At 38.8% G+C, this 18,089-nt stretch carries 17 protein-coding genes, 1 pseudogene and 1 other annotated feature; of the genes and pseudogenes, 2 read left to right on the top strand and 16 right to left on the bottom strand.

The features are described 5' to 3' along the window. Nucleotides 1-83: 83 nt before the first annotated feature. From safA to nadB, 4 genes are all read right to left on the bottom strand, one after another. Nucleotides 84-1,577, bottom strand: coding sequence for a SafA/ExsA family spore coat assembly protein (gene safA / locus IC621_RS13360; protein WP_191158813.1), 1,494 nt, complete (start codon nucleotides 1,575-1,577; stop codon nucleotides 84-86). Between the two features lie 464 nt (nucleotides 1,578-2,041). Next, nucleotides 2,042-3,151 carry a quinolinate synthase NadA gene (gene nadA / locus IC621_RS13355; protein WP_191158812.1) on the bottom strand — a complete coding sequence of 370 codons (1,110 nt, stop codon included), beginning with the start codon at nucleotides 3,149-3,151 and terminating at the stop codon, nucleotides 2,042-2,044. A gap of 1 nt (nucleotide 3,152) precedes the next feature. Next, nucleotides 3,153-3,992, bottom strand: coding sequence for a carboxylating nicotinate-nucleotide diphosphorylase (gene nadC / locus IC621_RS13350; protein WP_191158811.1), 840 nt, complete (start codon nucleotides 3,990-3,992; stop codon nucleotides 3,153-3,155). Next, nucleotides 3,993-5,564, bottom strand: coding sequence for an L-aspartate oxidase (gene nadB, locus IC621_RS13345; RefSeq protein ID WP_191158810.1), 1,572 nt, complete (start codon nucleotides 5,562-5,564; stop codon nucleotides 3,993-3,995). Between the two features lie 103 nt (nucleotides 5,565-5,667). Here nadB and IC621_RS13340 point away from each other — a divergent pair, with 103 nt between their 5' ends. Further along, nucleotides 5,668-6,801, top strand: a complete 1,134-nt coding sequence (locus tag IC621_RS13340; protein ID WP_191158809.1) for an IscS subfamily cysteine desulfurase — start codon at nucleotides 5,668-5,670, stop codon at nucleotides 6,799-6,801. 268 nt (nucleotides 6,802-7,069) lie between these two features. Continuing rightward, nucleotides 7,070-7,606 (top strand): transcription repressor NadR, encoded by a 537-nt coding sequence (locus tag IC621_RS13335; protein WP_191158808.1) that lies wholly within the window; start codon nucleotides 7,070-7,072, stop codon nucleotides 7,604-7,606. Between the two features lie 229 nt (nucleotides 7,607-7,835). Here IC621_RS13335 and pheA read toward each other — a convergent pair whose 3' ends face one another. The 12 genes and pseudogenes from pheA to minC form a co-directional block, all read right to left on the bottom strand. Further along, the gene (gene pheA, locus IC621_RS13330) at nucleotides 7,836-8,702 is read right to left on the bottom strand and encodes a prephenate dehydratase (RefSeq protein WP_191158807.1); all 867 of its coding nucleotides are present in this window, start codon (nucleotides 8,700-8,702) and stop codon (nucleotides 7,836-7,838) included. Between the two features lie 14 nt (nucleotides 8,703-8,716). Continuing rightward, nucleotides 8,717-9,160, bottom strand: a complete 444-nt coding sequence (locus IC621_RS13325; protein WP_191158806.1) for an ACT domain-containing protein — start codon at nucleotides 9,158-9,160, stop codon at nucleotides 8,717-8,719. A 259-nt stretch (nucleotides 9,161-9,419) separates the two neighbouring features. Further along, nucleotides 9,420-10,709 (bottom strand): GTPase ObgE, encoded by a 1,290-nt coding sequence (gene obgE, locus IC621_RS13320; RefSeq protein WP_191158805.1) that lies wholly within the window; start codon nucleotides 10,707-10,709, stop codon nucleotides 9,420-9,422. Nucleotides 10,710-10,770: 61 nt separating this feature from the next. Beyond that, a complete protein-coding gene (locus tag IC621_RS13315) occupies nucleotides 10,771-11,313 on the bottom strand; it encodes a sporulation initiation phosphotransferase B (RefSeq protein WP_191158804.1) in 543 nt (180 codons plus the stop codon). Nucleotides 11,314-11,596: 283 nt separating this feature from the next. Next, nucleotides 11,597-11,887 (bottom strand): 50S ribosomal protein L27, encoded by a 291-nt coding sequence (rpmA, locus tag IC621_RS13310; RefSeq protein ID WP_191158803.1) that lies wholly within the window; start codon nucleotides 11,885-11,887, stop codon nucleotides 11,597-11,599. Between the two features lie 12 nt (nucleotides 11,888-11,899). Beyond that, nucleotides 11,900-12,241 carry a ribosomal-processing cysteine protease Prp gene (locus tag IC621_RS13305; protein ID WP_191158802.1) on the bottom strand — a complete coding sequence of 114 codons (342 nt, stop codon included), beginning with the start codon at nucleotides 12,239-12,241 and terminating at the stop codon, nucleotides 11,900-11,902. 11 nt (nucleotides 12,242-12,252) lie between these two features. Continuing rightward, a complete protein-coding gene (gene rplU, locus IC621_RS13300; protein ID WP_191158801.1) occupies nucleotides 12,253-12,561 on the bottom strand; it encodes a 50S ribosomal protein L21 in 309 nt (102 codons plus the stop codon). Nucleotides 12,562-12,574: 13 nt separating this feature from the next. Further along, nucleotides 12,575-12,658, bottom strand: a sequence feature (ribosomal protein L21 leader region). A 189-nt stretch (nucleotides 12,659-12,847) separates the two neighbouring features. Beyond that, nucleotides 12,848-14,308: an Rne/Rng family ribonuclease gene (locus IC621_RS13295; protein WP_191158800.1), complete on the bottom strand. Its 1,461-nt coding sequence runs from the start codon at nucleotides 14,306-14,308 to the stop codon at nucleotides 12,848-12,850. A 445-nt stretch (nucleotides 14,309-14,753) separates the two neighbouring features. Further along, the gene (locus IC621_RS13290) at nucleotides 14,754-15,620 is read right to left on the bottom strand and encodes a M50 family metallopeptidase (protein WP_318153040.1); all 867 of its coding nucleotides are present in this window, start codon (nucleotides 15,618-15,620) and stop codon (nucleotides 14,754-14,756) included. Beyond that, a complete protein-coding gene (locus IC621_RS13285; RefSeq protein ID WP_191158799.1) occupies nucleotides 15,613-16,395 on the bottom strand; it encodes a M23 family metallopeptidase in 783 nt (260 codons plus the stop codon). Before IC621_RS13285 ends, IC621_RS13290 begins: the two co-directional genes overlap by 8 nt. A 158-nt stretch (nucleotides 16,396-16,553) precedes the next feature. Next, a complete protein-coding gene (gene minD, locus IC621_RS13280) occupies nucleotides 16,554-17,360 on the bottom strand; it encodes a septum site-determining protein MinD (protein ID WP_191158798.1) in 807 nt (268 codons plus the stop codon). 2 nt (nucleotides 17,361-17,362) lie between these two features. Continuing rightward, nucleotides 17,363-18,047 (bottom strand): annotated as a pseudogene (gene minC / locus IC621_RS13275) (septum site-determining protein MinC). Between the last annotated feature and the right edge of the window lie 42 nt (nucleotides 18,048-18,089).

Raw genomic sequence — 18,089 nt, 5'->3', positions numbered from 1 at the left:
GATACAATTTCGGGATTTCGGTACCTGGTACCGTTAAAAGCAAAAAAAAGAGACGATTTAGATTATCGCCTCAAAAAATAGGATTAGTCTTCTTCTCCATCATCATCTGTATTTGGACGTGCAAACATTTGACCTTGCTGTTGATCGAATCCTTGCGGTCCGCCGTAATACGGCTGGCCATAGTATGGCTGACCATATGAAGGCATCATCGGATATCCTCGATAATATGGCATCGTACCTTGTGGTGGACCTCCACACCCGCAGTCATCATCGTCCATTTCAGGACTTACTGCATGCGGCATATTGTTTTCATAAGCTCCCATTACCCCATGCGGCATATTGTTCTCATAGGCCCCCATTACTCCCTGAGGCATATTGTTCTCATAGGCGCCCATTACTCCTTGAGGCATATTGTTCTCATAGGCCCCCATTACTCCTTGAGGCATATTGTTCTCATAGGCGCCCATCACTCCAGGTGGCATGTTATTATATGTTCCCATCACTTGAGGCTGATGCAAGCCTGTACCCGGCATTACTGGAGAGACCGGATAAAAGCATCCTGGATGATAAGGCATAAACGGATACGCTGGAGCAGGCGAATAGGCAGGAGCTACCATTTGCGGCATATTTGGCTGCATCATGTGTGGTGCATTATCATAATCCATGTCATCGTCATCATCATATTCAGCAGGACTAACCTGGGATGGGAAAGGCATATTTGGCATACCGTGGCCATAAGGCATTGCAGCAGGATAATGTGGAAATGGTGCACAAGGATAGCATAGGCCTGTTCCTGGCATTACTGGAGAGACAGGCATCATATATGGCGGCTGCTGGTAAGCTGGTGCTACCATTTGCGGCATTTTGTTTTCTTCTGCTCCTGCCACATTATTCGGTATATTTGGCATTTGACCCATATTCATATTTGGCATATTGGGCTTGTTTTCCATTTCTTTTGGAGCCTCCTCTTTTTTGGCTGGCGAAACTTTACTTGGTGCTTCTTTTTTTGCAGGTGAAACTTTACTTGGTGCTTCTTTTTTAGGCTTTTCCTTTCCCTTCACCTCTTCAATCGGCTTCATCATATTAGGAAAAACATTTGTCGGCTTTGGCGGAACCTGAGGCTGATTCGGCATCATTGAAATATTCATATTATAGTAGTTATTGATGTCCATTTCAGGATATTTCGGCTGTTTCATTTCTGGAACTGGTGGTACGTATGGTTTTATTGCCTTTTCTTTTGCCTTTTCAGCTGGTTTTTCTGCTGGTTTTTTTGCTGGTTTTTCTGCTGGTTTTATATCTTCTACATCGATAACTGACTTCGGTTTTTCCTTTGCAAAAGGATGTTGTACTTTTGGTGCTTCCTTTTGAATCGGCATTTCCTTTTTTGAGCCAAAATTTACTTGCGTTTCTTTTTTGACAGGTACCCCTCCGGTTGGAACCTTTATCTTCATTCCAGGCATGATGAGGTCAGGATTGCTAAGCTGTGAATTCATTTTCTTCAATTCTTCAAAATCAGCGCCGTATTTTTTGGCTATTTTCCACAATGTATCGCCTTTTTGCACGATATGGATTTTCAACGTTTCCCCCTCCTATGCAAAAACTTTACAACCTATAAAGTGAATCTTCCATCAATAAACGAAACCCCGCCAACTGATGGTCAGATGAACCAATCGGGTTCTTAGGACAGCTTTCCGCCCGTTAGAACAGGATAAAAGATTGGTATTAATGCATGATTCTTCACCACAACTTATGCTTAGAAAATCCTTTTTATGATTAAAAGATAGACAAACAAAAATTTTATAAGAAAAGCGCAAGGCGCGAGTCTTTCGGTGACAAGCATTCGGGCAAGCCGGCAGCAGGATTGTTCTTTAACCTTTTTGACGGATTGGATTATGACCAAAGCGCCAATGGCGCCTGGAACAGGACATTGATAATTAACCTGAATACGTTAATACTTTAATCAACTTAAACTTTCAGAAATTATAAAAAACCACAAAGTGCTGCAGCCCCAAATTTAGGGTGTCTGGCACTTTGCGGTTATTTAAACGTGCATTAACATTCTCTCCAAAGCCAATACTGCTAGGTCGGAAATTTTTTTAGGAACAGTGATTTGATTCAATATGTTCCCTTTTTCTATCTCTTCGAGTGACCATACTAAATGCGGCAGGTCAATTCGGTTCATCGTTAGGCAAGGACACATATAAGGATTTAAAGAAATAATTTCTTTATCTGGATTCTGCACAATCAATCGGTTCACTAGGTTCATTTCAGTTCCGATTGCCCACTTGCTTCCACTTGGCGCTTTTTCAATCGTATCAATAATATATTTAGTCGATCCGTTTTCATCAGATAAGGCAACTACTTCTTGTGTACATTCAGGATGTACAATAATTGTCATATCAGGCTTTGTTTCTCGGAGGTGCTGAATATTATTAACAGTGAACTTTTCATGAACCGAGCAATGGCCTTTCCACAAAATAACGATTACATCTTCTGGGTTTCCTTCATATTCTAATTTATTTGTATGCGGATTCCATACAGCCATTTTTTCAAGCGGGATACCTAAGTCGAATGCCGTATTTCTGCCAAGGTGCTGGTCAGGTAAAAATAATATTCTTTCCTTTTGCTTGAAGGCCCATTTCAGCATCTGTTTGGCGTTGCTTGAAGTAACCGTTGCCCCTCCATTTTTACCTACAAATGCTTTAATTGCAGCCGTAGAATTCACGTAGGTGAGAGGCAGGATGGTGTCGTTAAACAAAGCTTGTAAGCTTTTCCATGCCCGCTCCGTTTGATGAATATCTGCCATATCAGCCATCGAACAGCCTGCTCTCATATCCGGCAGGACTACTTTTTGATGATCCGCTGTTAACATATCAGCAGTTTCTGCCATAAAATGAACTCCACAAAATACGATATATTCTGCTTTATTATTCGTAGCGGCTGCTTGTGCTAATTGAAGAGAGTCACCAGTTATATCTGCAAACTGAATCACTTCATCTTTTTGGTAATGATGACCGGGAATATAAAGCCGGTTTCCAAAGCTCTGTTTAATTTCTCTTACTTTTTCGGTCATTTCATTATGACTTCTAGTCTTATAGCTTTCCGGCATTGCCTCTTGACTTTCATGCTCCAACATATCAAGTACATCCATTTTAAAGTCCCCTTTCCTTCACATACATGCTTAAATCCAGAGCCTTAACCGAATGTGTTAATAAACCCATAGAAATATAGTCAACACCTGTATGAGAATAATCAGCTAAGTTTTCCAAATTTATTCCTCCAGATGCTTCTGTCACAATATGCGACGGCGTAATTTCAACGAACCGCTTTACTTCTTCAGGTGACCGATTATCAAACATGATGATATCCGCTCCAGCATCTATAGCTTCATAAAGCTGTTTCTCCGACTCTATTTCTACTTCAATTTTAACCGTATGACCAACTTTCTCTTTGACTGCATTAACCGCTTTAGCAATTGTCCCGCTGAATGAGATATGATTGTCTTTAATCATTACAGCATCACTCAGCCCATAACGGTGGTTATGTCCGCCGCCGCATCTAACTGCATATTTTTCAAATTGCCTTAATCCAGGTGTTGTCTTTCGAGTATCACAAATTTTTGTGTGCGTAGAATTCAATGTTTTAACAGCTAAGTCAGTTAATGTGGCTATTCCACACATTCTTTGCAGAAGATTTAAGACGACTCTTTCGCCGCTTAAAATAGAAGCCATAGGTCCCTTGATACTCGCTATCTTTTCTCCTTTTGTGAATCGTTCCCTATCATTTTTTAACAAATCAATTTTCAGTGACGAATCTAGCAATTCATAGCAAACTCCAACTACATCACTTCCCGAAAGGACTCCATCTTCTTTTGCTAGTATATAAGCTTCTCCTGTCGAATCCTTTAAAAAAATAGATGATGACAAATCACGGTATCCAATATCCTCAAGTAGAAAAAATTCTACAGATTTTTTTATTTGCAGTCTATTCAATTAGTTCACCCCTATTAAGACCTCTTGTTTCAGATTTACTTGTTTATTATGCGCCACTTGTTTTTTCAACCATTTTCGGTCATCTTTTCTATTAAAATCGGCTCTGAAATGTGCTCCCCTGCTTTCCGTTCTTTGCATAGCAGATCGTGAAATAAGGTACCCTAGAGTCAACATGTTTAATCTTTCAAATTGTTCATTTGTGAAATTGTTCACATTTATAGGCTGAAAAAGCAGTGGGCTGATCATGGATTCAAACCAATCTAAAATGATCTGTAATCCTGATTGTTCTCTAACAATGCCAACATAGTTCGTCATCATTTTTTGAATTTCGCTTTTCGCTGGTAATGAAATGCTTAAAAGCCCGCTTGTCTCCTTTCTTAGAGAATTCTCGCTTTTCGTTTGTTCTCTCGGTTTAGAACAGATTACCTCAGCAACTCTTTTCCCAAAAACAATCCCTTCTAGTAATGAATTGCTTGCTAACCGATTTGCTCCATGAACTCCTGTACATGCCGCTTCCCCTACAGCATAAAGATTTGGTACAGATGTCTCCCCGGACAAATTAGATTTAATACCTCCCATATGAAAGTGCATGCCAGGAGAAACTGGCAGGAGGCCTTTTTTCAAATCGACACCGTGATCACTGCACATTTTGGCAATAGTCGGAAATCGCACTTTAAAGTTCTGGATATGCTGTATATTAAGAAATACCGTTCTGCCTTCCTTTATGCAAGAAAAAATTCTTCTTGAGACAACATCCCTGGGTGCAAGATCTTCCAAAGGGTGAATCCCTTCCATAACCCTTCTCCCTTGTTCGTCAACAAGGACCGCTCCTTCTCCCCTTACTGCTTCAGAAATTAATCCAATTGTAGCTCCTTTTAAAGTAAGCATGGTCGGATGAAATTGGATAAACTCTAAGTCGACAAGCTCAGCTCCAGCTCTGTATGCCATTGCAAGACCATCACCAGTCATGAATGAATGATTTGAAGTATGGGTATAAAGCTGACCGCATCCGCCGCTAGCCAAGACAATATGCTGAGCACTATATTCAATAAGCTCGCCCTCTTTATTCCGAGCAATAGCTCCCACACAGCGTTGATTTTTTTTCATGAGGTTCAAAGCCATCGTATGTTCATGAATTCTCACTTTTCCTTTGATTCTCTCAGACATGAAATCTACTAACGCTTTGCCGGTAGCATCTCCCCCTGCATGTACGATTCGATTTAATGAGTGTGCCCCTTCTTTTCCGAGCAGCAGATTTCCTGCACGATCTATATCAAATGGGACTCCTTTTTTAAAGAGAGACAGTATTTCTTCTTTTCCTTGCTTGACAAGGTACTTTGTCAGTGCTTCTTCATTATGATAACAGCCGGCTGTCACTGTATCCTTGTAATGAGACTGCCATGTATCGGTATCACTGACCACTGCTGCAACCCCGCCTTGAGCGAGGGCCGAATTACTACTTTTTAAAGCACCCTTTGTTAAGATTGTCACATTATACGTTTTACATGTATGATAGGCAACAGTCAGCGCTGCAATTCCACTGCCAATAATTAGTATGTCTGAACGAGGCAAAATGCTCCCTCCTTTACACATGTCTTGACACCTATATTTACATAAAAATAAAATAAACTCAAGAGATTTTTTTCTAGCGAAAAAGAAAAAGGAGACTTACTTTATGATATATTTAGATTTTGCTGCTACAACACCGATTAGCGAGACCGCATTAGAAGCATATGTAAAATATGCCAAATCACATTTTGGAAATAGCAAAAGCCTTCACGATTTTGGCGGTGATGCAGAGCAGCTTTTAAATCATTGTCGTGAAATTCTAGCGAAGCTAATAAACGGAGATCACGAGGGAATTTACTTTACAAGCGGGGGAAGTGAGTCAAATATACTCGCGATCCAATCATTATTAAATGGGACAGAACAAGCTAAAAAACATATTGTCACAAGCACGATCGAGCATTCTTCTATTCATAACTTTTTGAAGAATTTACAAAATAACGGGTATACTGTATCGTTTGTAAGACCTGATAAACATGGAAGAATTACGATAAACTCATTGGAAAAAATGATACGAAATGATACAGCTTTAGTATCTATTCAACACGGAAATTCTGAAATAGGGATTATCCAAAACATCGAGGAAATTGGTTCTTTTCTTAAAGAAAAAGCAATTTTATTTCATAGCGATTGTGTACAAACCTTCGCTAAAGTACCAATTGATGTTGAAAAAATGAAAATTGATGCTTTATCATTTTCCAGCCATAAAATATACGGACCAAAAGGAGTTGGGGCAGTCTATATCGATCCATCTGTTTATTGGGTGCCGATTATAGAAGGAACAACTCACGAAAAAGGCTTTCGCCCTGGCACAATTAATACACCGGGTATTGCTTCTTTTACAATAGCTGCGAAATCGTTGCATGATGAAATGAAAGCTTTGCAATCTCAATTTACCAAGCTTAGAAAACTATTTATTGAATTGATCGCAAAAGAACAATTGCCGATCGAAGTGTTAGGAACACCTCAAAGCGAACAGCTTCCTGCGATTATTGGATGCATTTTTAAAGGAATTGAAGGTCAATATATTATGCTTGAATGTAATCGAAAAGGGATCGCGATCTCAACGGGAAGTGCTTGTCAAGCTGGTATGCAAGAGCCGTCTCGAACCGTAATCTCTCTTGACCGAACAAAAGAGGAAGCAGCTCAATACATTAGAGTGTCTTTAGGAATTGGAACAACGGAAGAGGATATTTTGCAACTTGTAGAAGCATTCAGTCAAATCAGAGAGGAATACCATTAGAAAAGTGCTAGGCACTAGTTCTTCGGGCGACATCCATTCGGGGCGAGCCGGATGGAAGGTTTTTCATTCACTTTAACGGGTGGTTTGGCTTATGACCTAAGGCGGGCTAGGCGCTGCAGCCGGGCAGGCAATAGCTCTTTTAAAGCAATTAACACTTTAATCATATAAACAGTAAAACGTAAAGCGCCAGAAACACAATACTTCTGATACTAGGGTTGTTCTTAAGCTACTTGCTGTTAATAATTAAGAAATGAAGGGATGATCAAGATTGAAGGAAAAAAAGATTTTAGGTGATGAGAGAAGGGCTCTTCTTCTGCAATGGTTAAAAGAAACTACTTATCCTTTAACAGGAAGTGACCTGGCAAAAAAAACAAACGTAAGCCGCCAGGTAATTGTACAAGATGTCTCTTTATTAAAAGCACAAAATGAACCAATTATTGCAACCAGTCAGGGATACCTTTACCTTCGTCCAAAAGGGGAACAAGATAAAACATTTGAACGGATCATCGCCAGTAGACATTCTCCTGAAGATGCGGAAAAAGAATTAAATTTAATCGTCGATCACGGAGTCACGGTGCTGGATGTCACAATCGAACACCCAGTCTATGGAGATTTGAAGGCATCGATACATGTAAGCAATCGAAAGGAAGTAAAAGAGTTCTTCAACAAAATGCGATCCACTAACGCAGCACTCCTCTCTCAGTTGACAGATGGATTACATTTGCATACGCTGGTCGCAAGCAGCGATAGCACCTTAGACGAAGTATGCACTTCATTAGATAAGGCCGGCTTCTTAGTTCACTAAATTCTTTTCTTTAGAAAAGATACAAGTTAAATTGTTCATTCAAGGGTAAAAAGATCAGTATCCATTTTAACATCTAGGGTAAGAGAGGCATTTTCTCTTTAATAGGGGTTACTTGTTTGTCCCTTATAAATCAGGGTAGATGCCAAGCTGGCAAACGTAAACTTCTTTATAAATATAAACCAAGACGATCTTTTCTAGTATAAATAAGAGTTTCCCAAGGGGGAAACTCTTATTTTAAGTCATAAGCACAATATGTTCCTAACAGCTTTACTCCACATCCTAATGCCTCTAATTCAGCAATCGCTCCTGGAATTAGAATTTCATCCATGCTCATTTCGATATCAATTATGAAAAAGTAATTTCCCAGGCCTGTTTTCATCGGTCTGGATTCTATTTTGGATAAGTTCAGTTTGCGCCAGGTGAAAGCTGATAGTACTTGATGCAAAGCACCCGATTGATCAGAAGGCAGCGTTATCATCAAAGTAGTTTTTTCCCTAGGTGTAAAGCCATCCAGAGGTGGTAAATCAGCCTCCTTTTCAGGATAAAGGATTGCAAACCTTGTATGATTGTAATCATAATCATGAATATTTTCTTTAACAATCTTTAATTTATATTCCTTAGCAGCTAACTCGTTTGCAATCACACCGATATTTTCCTCAGGGTGTTCGCTTATGTATTTTGCTGCTGCCCCTGTAGAAGTTGCGTATTCATGGACTACATGAGGGAATGAGTGATGTAAAAATTTATGACATTGTGCAATCGCATGTGAATGCGAATAAATACGATCAATTTTCTCCCAGCATAAAGCTTTGCTCGGGTGAACCATTAAATGCTGTTTAATTGGTGCGATCACTTCTCCTACAATGTACAGCGGCTGATCATGAACTAAATAATCTATTGTTAAATTAACAGAGCCTTCTAATGCATTCTCTGTGGGAACGACAGCAGCATCAATGTCTCCATTCGCGACTGCATCCATACAAGAAGGAATAGTCGAAAATGGAATTTGTTCAACTTGATTATCTTGAAAAAATTTTTTCACCGCCAAATGTGTAAATGTTGCTTTCGGACCTAAATAGCCAACCTTTTGAATCAATTAATCTTCACTCCTTATGCTCCTTGCCCTAAGATCTCAACCTTTTCGACAAATTCCAATCTCCTTAATTTAGTCATTAAGGTATTTATGTCTTCAATCATCCCATTTGTATTTAAGGATAAAGATACGTTCGCCCTCCCTTGAAGGGGAATGGTTTGGTGAATAGTCAGGACATTACATCCTGCTTGTGCAACAACTGCAAGTAAATCGGAAAGTGTCCCTGAACGGTCTTCAAGTTGAAAAAACAGTGTAATTAGTTTTTCATTTACCATCGTGTGAAAAGGAAATATGGCGTCTCGGTATTTATAAAATGCACTGCGACTCATATCCACTCGTTGAACTGCTTCAGCAACAGATTCCGCTTTACCTCGCTCAATCAGCTTTTTGACAGCTAACGTTTTTCTCATAGCTTCAGGTAAAACGTCTTCCCGGACCAAAAAGAACGTTTCATCCTTCATATGGCGTATTCCCCCCTCTCATAATGAAAGGCTGTTTTCACAAACTTTGTTGCTATGGAAACAAAGTCTATCACTTCGAGATTTAGGATATCTCTGGAAGTAAGAGGCGTGATGTAAGACTTGAAGCAATGGCGACTCACCGATTGCCGTTATTCGAATGCCTCTTATAAGTTAATAGCAACAATCACTTAGAAAAGAGCCTAATGAAATTACGATTTGTTTAGAAAAATCGGAGAGCCGCTTTGTGCCCCCCGATCTACTATTCAATAAATTCAAATTCATACTCTAGCAAACGAACGATATCCCCATCCTTGGCACCACGTTCACGAAGAGCATCATCGATTCCCATACCACGCAGTTGTCTAGCGAACCTCCGGACTGATTCATCACGAGAAAAATCTGTCATAACAAACAGTTTTTCTACCTTTTCACCTGTTAGGACAAAAGCTCCGTCTGGATCACGTGTAATTGTGAAATCAGGTCCTTCTTTTTCAAACTTATAAAGAACACTATGGCCGCCCTGCTCCACTTCTTCATCGTACAACGGGAATTCTGGTGTTTTTTCAAGAGCAGAAGCGATTTCAAACAGCAATTCTCTTACACCCTCTCTAGTTATTGCAGAGATCGGAAAAATTTTATGTTCATCCTCCAGCTTTTCCTTAAAAATCTGTAAATTCTCTTCTGCTTGAGGCATATCCATTTTATTGGCAACAATAATTTGCGGCCGCTCTGTTAAACGGAGATTATATTCTTTTAATTCTTCGTTAATGGTAACATAGTCTTCATAAGGGTCTCGTCCTTCAAGGCTTGACATATCAATTACATGAACAATGACACGTGTCCGCTCAATATGTCTTAAAAATTGATGGCCAAGTCCTACCCCTTCATGAGCCCCTTGAATCAATCCTGGCAAATCAGCCATAACAAAGCTCCGATTATCTTCTGTTTCCACTACACCTAGGTTCGGAACAAGTGTAGTGAAGTGATACTCAGCAATTTTAGGCTTAGCTGAAGACACGACAGAAAGTAAAGTTGATTTTCCTACGCTGGGGAATCCAACCAATCCAACATCAGCTAATACTTTAAGCTCTAGTACAACATATCTCTCTTCTCCAGGTTCTCCGTTTTCAGAAAGTTCAGGTGCCGGGTTAGCCGGGGTGGCAAAGCGTGTATTCCCGCGTCCTCCTCTTCCCCCCCGGGCGATGACTGCCTGTTGCCCTTCTTGGGTTAAATCAGCGACAACTTGCTTCGTGTCATCATCAATTACGACAGTACCGGGCGGTACTTTTATGACCATGGGCTCAGCATTTCTACCGTGCTGATTTTTAGACATTCCATGCTCTCCGCGTGTTGCTTTAAAATGCTTTTTATAGCGAAAATCCATGAGTGTCCTTAATCCTTCATCAACCCGAAAAATAACGTCAGCACCTTTTCCCCCGTCTCCTCCAGCAGGACCGCCTTTAGGCACATATTTTTCACGACGAAAGGCAACCATACCATTTCCGCCATCTCCGCCTTTTGTATATATTTTGACCTGATCGACAAACATGATCCTTCCTCCGTTTTCTAACAAACAACAAATTGACATCTACTCAATCTGCCATGTATTCTTATTTAAAATGTACCATTGCCGATAATTCTTGATCATGAATCAAAGGATTTGATACTTCGGCACTTTTTGTCTCAACAAAAAATCCCTCTAAGCTTTTCTTATCCGTTATTGTTCCATTAAAGTCAAAAAACAAACGGATTTGGTCCTTTTCATTACTTGTTCCAATAGAGAGAATTAAATGATTCTCTGCCCCCTTTTCAACAGAGTCATTTAAAGTCATTAAAAAAGAAAGACACCAAGCTGTCACTGTTTGGTCATAATCCGATAAATCCAGCGTTTTCCCAATCACTTCATATTCTAAGGAAAAGTTATGGGGCTGCCAGTTAAATGTCATTAATAAACAGGAAAATTCAGGCATATTCAAGTGACTCAACATTGACTCATGCTGAGCCTCAATCACAATTTCTTCCATGATTTTATGTACACGTTCATATTTATTTAAAGATAAGTTTCCCTTAATTAATTGAAGCTTGTTCATCCAATCATGCCTGGAATGACTAAGAAGATCAACGATGCTCCAATCCTTTTGGCTATATTTCATCTATTGCACTCCCAACATTTTTTTCCCACTTTAGGAGCTTCCTAACATGCTGTATTTAAAATTATAACAGACAAACTTTCATAATAAAAACGTCTTTTTATGAAAAACCTATTCCACCCTGCTTGGCTTAATGGAGTAATTGTTCAAGATCAGCATTCTTTCTCAAATCAATATTCCATATTATAGAAATTTTAAAATCACCAAATTAACACTTTAATCATATTAAACTATCTTACCGTATGAATGAAAAAACTCCAGCCGATTTGGCTGGAGTTTTTTATTCTTAAGCTTCTTGAGCTGCAGGATATACGCTCACTTTTTTGCGGTCACGGCCGAAACGTTCGAAACGTACGATACCGTCAACCTTAGCATAAAGAGTATCGTCTCCGCCGCGTCCTACGTTTTCACCTGGATAAATTTTTGTACCGCGTTGACGGTATAAAATAGAACCACCAGATACTAATTGGCCGTCTGCACGTTTAGCACCAAGGCGCTTAGCGATTGAGTCACGACCATTTTTTGTAGAACCTACACCTTTTTTAGATGCGAAAAATTGAAGGTCTAATCTTAACATGAAATCCACCTCCTATAAGTGATTTTGGATAACCTGAATATGTTCACCGTAATCTGCTTCAATTGTCTGCAGGGATACGAGCATTCCTTCGAGTAATATCTGAACTTTATTCTGAACCTTTCCATCTAGATGATCCGGCAATTCAAAGTTCAAGTATCCGCCGTCAGGTCCAAGATCCAGTTTTTTCGGTTCAATTTTCGTCAATGCTAAGATCGCGTTTATCGAACCAAATACTACTGCTGATGCTCCAGCACAAACTAGATCCTTTCCATGCTCCGCAAAATCAGCATGTCCGGTTAAATGAAATGTTTCAATCGAGCCATCTACCGATCGAAAAAAAGTCGCTTTAATCATCTTTAACTGCCTTACGCGTTGATTTTGTCAATAACAACTTTTGTATACGGCTGACGATGACCTTGTTTTTTATGTTGGTTTTTCTTAGCTTTGTATTTGAAAACAACAAGCTTTTTCGCACGACCTTGCTTTTCAACCTTTGCTGTTACGGTCGCACCATCCACGATTGGACTGCCAACTTTCACGTTGTCTCCGCCTACAAATAGAACACGGTCAAAAGTAACTGTGTCACCATTTTGGCCGGCAACTTTCTCAATATAGATTGCTTGACCTTCTTCAACCTTGATTTGCTTTCCACCAGTTTCAATAATTGCGTACATTCTCTGCACCTCCTATTTATCTAAGACTCGCCAGTTACCAGGTGTTCAGCTATGCTGAAGCTTCACAAAAACCTTTTCTGAGCGGTTGTAGCATGGGTGCTACAAACAATAACATATCGATATTACCAAAGATCTATCTCCCCTGTCAATATGTTTAGCTATTTTCGCAGAGCTTGGCTGTGATTGAAAAATAGTTAATCTCTTCCCAAGGTGAGATGTGGGTTTGAGATGGGAAGCAATCGACGAATGACAAATTTCCATGATTTAAAGTTCTCTTATTCATCTTTTAAGATCGAATTCTATTTTCAATATCCTTGATTTTACCTGCTTGTTTAATCGTAAACTCATGCAAGACTTTGTCTGCAATTGTAATATAAATCTTAAATTTCAATGCTTCCTCAAGTCTGAGAATATGATTTGTTTTGTCTCCTTTTAAGTAGTTATAAACCTCTTTCGTTGTCTCGATCCAAATTGCTTCATGATCCATATATTGATGTTCCCACAACATTCTTTCCAATTGAAAAGCAACAGCATCAGCAGCTGGAACAATACCAGTTCCTTGACATGTAGGACATGGATCTGTCAGCAATTTATGGATTGGCTCTTTTACCTTTTTCCGGGTAATTTCTAAGATATTCAGATTAGTAAATCCAAGAACGTTCGTATACCGACTTTCATTCTTCACTAGAGAGGCAAAATAGTTTTGTAACTTGGCCTTGTCCTCCCTGTGCCTCATGTCAATAAAGTCAATTAAGATCATTCCGCTTAAATTTCGAAGCTTAATCTGATGAGCAGCCTCCTTAGCGGCAGCCATGTTTGTTTTCATGACAGTATCTCTCATCGAATATTTCCCGGTGAATTTGCCGCTATTAACATCTATAACTGTTAGAGCTTCCGTTTCTTGAATGACAATATATGCACCATTATCAAGCCAAACAATTTGTTTCACAAGCTTTTGGATTTCTCCATCCAAATGAAAATGTGAAAATACATTTTCTTTTTTGTGAAAATAATGGATTTTTATGCCATTTTTTTCAACCTGTAACGCTTTTAACTCGCTAATAATAGCCGATTGATCACAAATAATTTCATCCACATTTGCTAAAGGATGCTCATGTAATACACGTTCGATAAAGGAAGTACCTTCAAAAACACAGGATGGAACAGTCTCTATGGCGGTTTTTTTTTGAATCTTAGCAAAGGAAGCTTGAAGCTGGATAATTTCTTCAATCAATATGTCATCATTTACTTCCATTGCAGCTGTGCGAAACAACAAGCCCTCTTGTTTTCTCAATAAATCATCGCCTATTTGATTTAAACGTGTTCGTTTTTCTTCATCTGCTATTTTTTTTGAGATTGCTACATAATTCCCATTAGGCATATAAACAAGATAATTTCCGCTAATTTCAATATTTGTTGTAAGCTTTGGCCCTTTAAATTCACTGCCTTCTTTGCTAACCTGGACAAGAACCGTTTCTCCTTCATGGACAAGCTTAGAAATCGATGTTTCTCTTTCGTGGTCAGGCTTTATAATGTCATTTTTATGTAGATAGCCGCTTTTCTCCATACCTATATCAACAAAAGCTGCCTGCATGCCTGGTTTCACATCTGTAATTCGTCCTAAATAAATATGACCGACAATCTCTTTCTTTGTCGGCTGTTCCATGTATAAATTGACAAGCTTATCATCTTCGATAACAGCACATCTCTTTTCTATACCTTTCATATTAAAAATTATTTTTTGCAAAAATGGCCCCTCTTTCTTTATATGGAAAGTCAAAGGTGGAAATTGTTCAAATCAGCGAAAAGCTGATTCCCTATTTAAATCAACACCTTAAAAACTCTGCTCTCTTCAAATTTCTGAATTGAGTTTAAAATTCAATCAATCATCTCTATTTACTCATTTTTAATCCTAAACGTCAATTCTGGAGGTGAGAAGGGATGAAATCAGCGATAGAGCTGATTTTCCTTTTACACCTATACACTTTTTTTAAATCTCTTTTAAAAATAAATAACTGCTTTCGTATGCATTACCTGAGATGAAACATAATTTATTTGGATCATACAACCCATTCACATCGAACCTTCGATCAAAATTGCTTCAACTGGCTCGCAAAGATTGAAATTGAATCATATAAAAGAAACAAATAAATCACGCTCCTCCAACTATTTACTTATTATTGTCATAATCATCAATATGAATAAATGAGCTCCCCAACTGTGGCATTTGTTCGTTTTTCACTAAAGAAAGCATGCAGTAATTCATTTTCATCAAGCTGTGTAATCTTAACTCCCTCTTTTTCAATTAATATTGGGTGTTTACAGCCTCTTTGAAATTTTAATAATACTTTAAAAATGGATTCATCCTCATTTACTATGATTGGTTTTAACTGATGAACACTTTCCTTTTTGCCATAATATCGCTCTAATAAAAATCGGATCATCGTATAGTCTTTTTGTTTAAATTCTGTGTATAAAGAATAAATGAGGAATGTCGCAATAATCCATACATTTAGCTGATTGGGAGCAAAAATTAGAAATGCAGTAATATAAACAATTAAACAGCTAATAGAAACGAGCAGGGTGATTCGCTGCGCTTCTGAAAATGGCTTTAAATAGGAAATAATTACAAATAGAATTTTCCCTCCATCTAATGGGAAAATCGGGATGAGGTTAAAAAAGAAAAGAGTCCAATTGTAAGTTGAAAACAGTTGATAATCTTCTGTTGATAGAACGTGAAACTGCCAAGCAATTGTTAACAGAGCTTGAATAAAAAAGTGCTGAACAGGCCCGGCAAGGATTACAATTACTTCTTCCTTTAAAGGTCTGTTTCCATGTTCGTCCATTTCCGCTACCCCGCCAAAAGGCAATAGCATGATTTGCTTGATTCTCCATTTATAGAAGACAGCACAAATTGCATGACCCATTTCGTGAATAAAGACGATGAGGAATAAAAACAACAAAGGCTTAAATTGTGCTGTAATCACGCTTAAGCCAATGATCATCCAAAGAATAGGATGGATATGAATTTTTGTCAATAAATGAACATATTTAGTCACTTGATATCACCTGTATGGGGTCAATAAAGTTTTCACCTTTTTTTATTGCAAAATAATAGGTCCCTTTATCATTCTTATCGCCTTTAATCTGACCGATTTCTTTACCTGATTCTACGTATTCATAGAGGGGCACATTAACTTTTTCCAAATTTCCATACCATGAATAACTGCCGTCAGCATGCTGCAGTACTACAGTTAAACCGATATCGGGTTTTTCTCCTGTTTCTACAACAATTCCTTCATTTACTGATTTAACAGTCTGACTGGATGTTTCTACCATGATCCCTTGTCCTCCGGTATCCTCGAAGCTTTCAAGTACTTTCCCTGAAGCAGGCAATGCCATTTTTTGCTGATCCGTTTCTTTAGATTCTTCCTTTTCCGCTGTGTTGAATAGTGCAAGCGGATCTCCAAATGTGTCTCTATACCATGATGAAACAGACGCAAATTGAAAGTCTTGTTCAAATGTTTGTGAAACAGCCATTTTAGCCGTTTGCAGCGCAGGATGATCATTTTTATCGAGAATAGCTACTACTAAAACAATGACGGCAGATATAAGCACCTTTAGTATAAAAAGATCTGCACGAAACAGCGGGTGATTGCCTTCACTTTTATCCTGGCTAAAATCATATGGTGTTGTCCCAGAATGATACTTTTCCTCATCAGATATAAACAAAGGCAAAGATTTCTTTATAGGAGGATCTGTTTTACTGTAAGATGCTTTATTTTTTTTCCTTTGCGCAATCCGTTTCTTTATTTCTTCCGCTCTTCGACTCATCTGCCCACCCATCCCTTTTTCAAAGCTTTGTAAAAGTTTATGTCTTGTCCATTTTTAATATGACTTAGTGGGCCGAAGTTTTTTAAGGGTACCTGGTACCCCCTCCTATTAAAAAAACAGTAATCTTTGTAGATTACTGTTTTCATAGATTCATCAACTTATACTCGCACACCAAAAAATGCTTTGATTTTTGAGAACATTCCTTTGTTTTGGTCATCAAAGGATTGAAGAGGAACAGATTCTCCCAATATACGGCGGGCAATGTTGCGATAAGCAATGGAAGCTCGATTATTGGGGTTCATTGCAATCGGCTCTCCACTATTTGAAGCCTTAATCACTTCATCATCATCTGCAACAATTCCAAGCAAATCGATCGACAAATGATTGACAATGTCATCGATCTCAAGCATGTCACCGTTTTTTACAAGATGATTACGGATTCTGTTCACTACCAGCCTAGGCGGCTCCACATTCTCTTCCTTTTCGAGCAGGCCAATGATCCTGTCAGCATCGCGAACTGCTGAAACTTCTGGAGTTGTTACCACAACAGCTTTATTTGCACCTGCTACAGCGTTTTTATATCCTTGTTCGATTCCGGCAGGACAGTCAATAACAATATAATCATACTCTTGCTTTAATTCTTCAATTAGCTTTTTCATCTGTTCTGGATTTACAGCTGATTTATCACTTGTTTGGGCTGCAGGCAACAAATAGAGAAGATCTTCAAAACGCTTGTCTTTTACAAGAGCTTGATGAATTTTACATCTGCCTTCTACCACATCCACTAGATCGTAGATGATACGGTTTTCCAGTCCCATGATTACATCTAAATTTCGAAGACCAATGTCAGTATCAACTAAACAAACACGCTTCCCTAAAATTGCTAAGGCTGTCCCAACATTTGCTGAAGTTGTTGTTTTCCCAACACCGCCTTTACCAGAAGTAATTACGATAGCCTCTCCCACGGTTACATTCCTCCCTCAGGTCCTAGTTAAAGCAGGTCTTATATGAGTCAGCTGCTGCAATCGTTCGATCACCATTTCATCATTTTCATCAAGGTAGGCACATTCCATTTCTATTCCAGTTGAAGGAATATGGTCTGGTGCCCTGTTTAGAACTTCAGAAATTCTAAGCTGTGTGGGGTTAAATAAGGATGCAGAAATCACTGCTTCTTTATTGCCGCCAATACCTGCGTGAGCTATTCCCTTCAAAGCACCCATGATGAAAATGTTGCCACCAGCAATCACAGTTCCGCCTGGATTCACATCACCAATTAAAAGTAAATCTCCTTCTACTTGAAGAATTTGTCCAGAACGGACAATCTTAGCAACTGATTTAATTTCTGTTTCACGTTTAAGCTGCATTGCTGCATCTTTCGTCATGACATTGCTGTCAATTGTCTCTACAACAAGGTTTTGTCTCTTCTGAATAGCGGTTTTCACTATTTCTTCTTGCTCACTTGAAAGTAAACGGTTACCTGCCCTTACATGAACATGAATAATTGGTCCGTCATCCTGGATATATTGTTTTAAAGAAAGCATGCCTTCTAAATTGTGAAGCAAATCCTCAAAAGAACACGCATCATCAAGATTTAAGGATAATCCATTCTTCGTTCCTTTGATTGTTACTAACTGCTGTTTCTGTGCCTTCACGATGTTCACCTCAATGACTTATCTAATTCGACAGAACCATCA

The organism is Metabacillus arenae (assembly GCF_014773385.1).
Classification (GTDB): Bacteria; Bacillota; Bacilli; order Bacillales; family Bacillaceae; genus Metabacillus_D; species Metabacillus_D arenae.
This window is presented reverse-complemented; position numbering and strand designations above follow the sequence as displayed.

What these genes read in the sequence shown, in the direction of transcription:
- IC621_RS13305 (WP_191158802.1), bottom strand. Translation starts at nt 12,241, where the DNA reads ATGATTAAAGCGACTTTTTTTCGATCGGTAGATGGCTCGATTGAAACA.
- IC621_RS13285 (WP_191158799.1), bottom strand. Translation starts at nt 16,395, where the DNA reads ATGAGTCGAAGAGCGGAAGAAATAAAGAAACGGATTGCGCAAAGGAAA.
- obgE (WP_191158805.1), bottom strand. Translation starts at nt 10,709, where the DNA reads ATGTTTGTCGATCAGGTCAAAATATATACAAAAGGCGGAGATGGCGGA.
- IC621_RS13315 (WP_191158804.1), bottom strand. Translation starts at nt 11,313, where the DNA reads ATGAAATATAGCCAAAAGGATTGGAGCATCGTTGATCTTCTTAGTCAT.
- IC621_RS13340 (WP_191158809.1), top strand. Translation starts at nt 5,668, where the DNA reads ATGATATATTTAGATTTTGCTGCTACAACACCGATTAGCGAGACCGCA.
- rplU (WP_191158801.1), bottom strand. Translation starts at nt 12,561, where the DNA reads ATGTACGCAATTATTGAAACTGGTGGAAAGCAAATCAAGGTTGAAGAA.
- nadA (WP_191158812.1), bottom strand. Translation starts at nt 3,151, where the DNA reads ATGGATGTACTTGATATGTTGGAGCATGAAAGTCAAGAGGCAATGCCG.
- IC621_RS13325 (WP_191158806.1), bottom strand. Translation starts at nt 9,160, where the DNA reads ATGAAGGATGAAACGTTCTTTTTGGTCCGGGAAGACGTTTTACCTGAA.
- rpmA (WP_191158803.1), bottom strand. Translation starts at nt 11,887, where the DNA reads ATGTTAAGATTAGACCTTCAATTTTTCGCATCTAAAAAAGGTGTAGGT.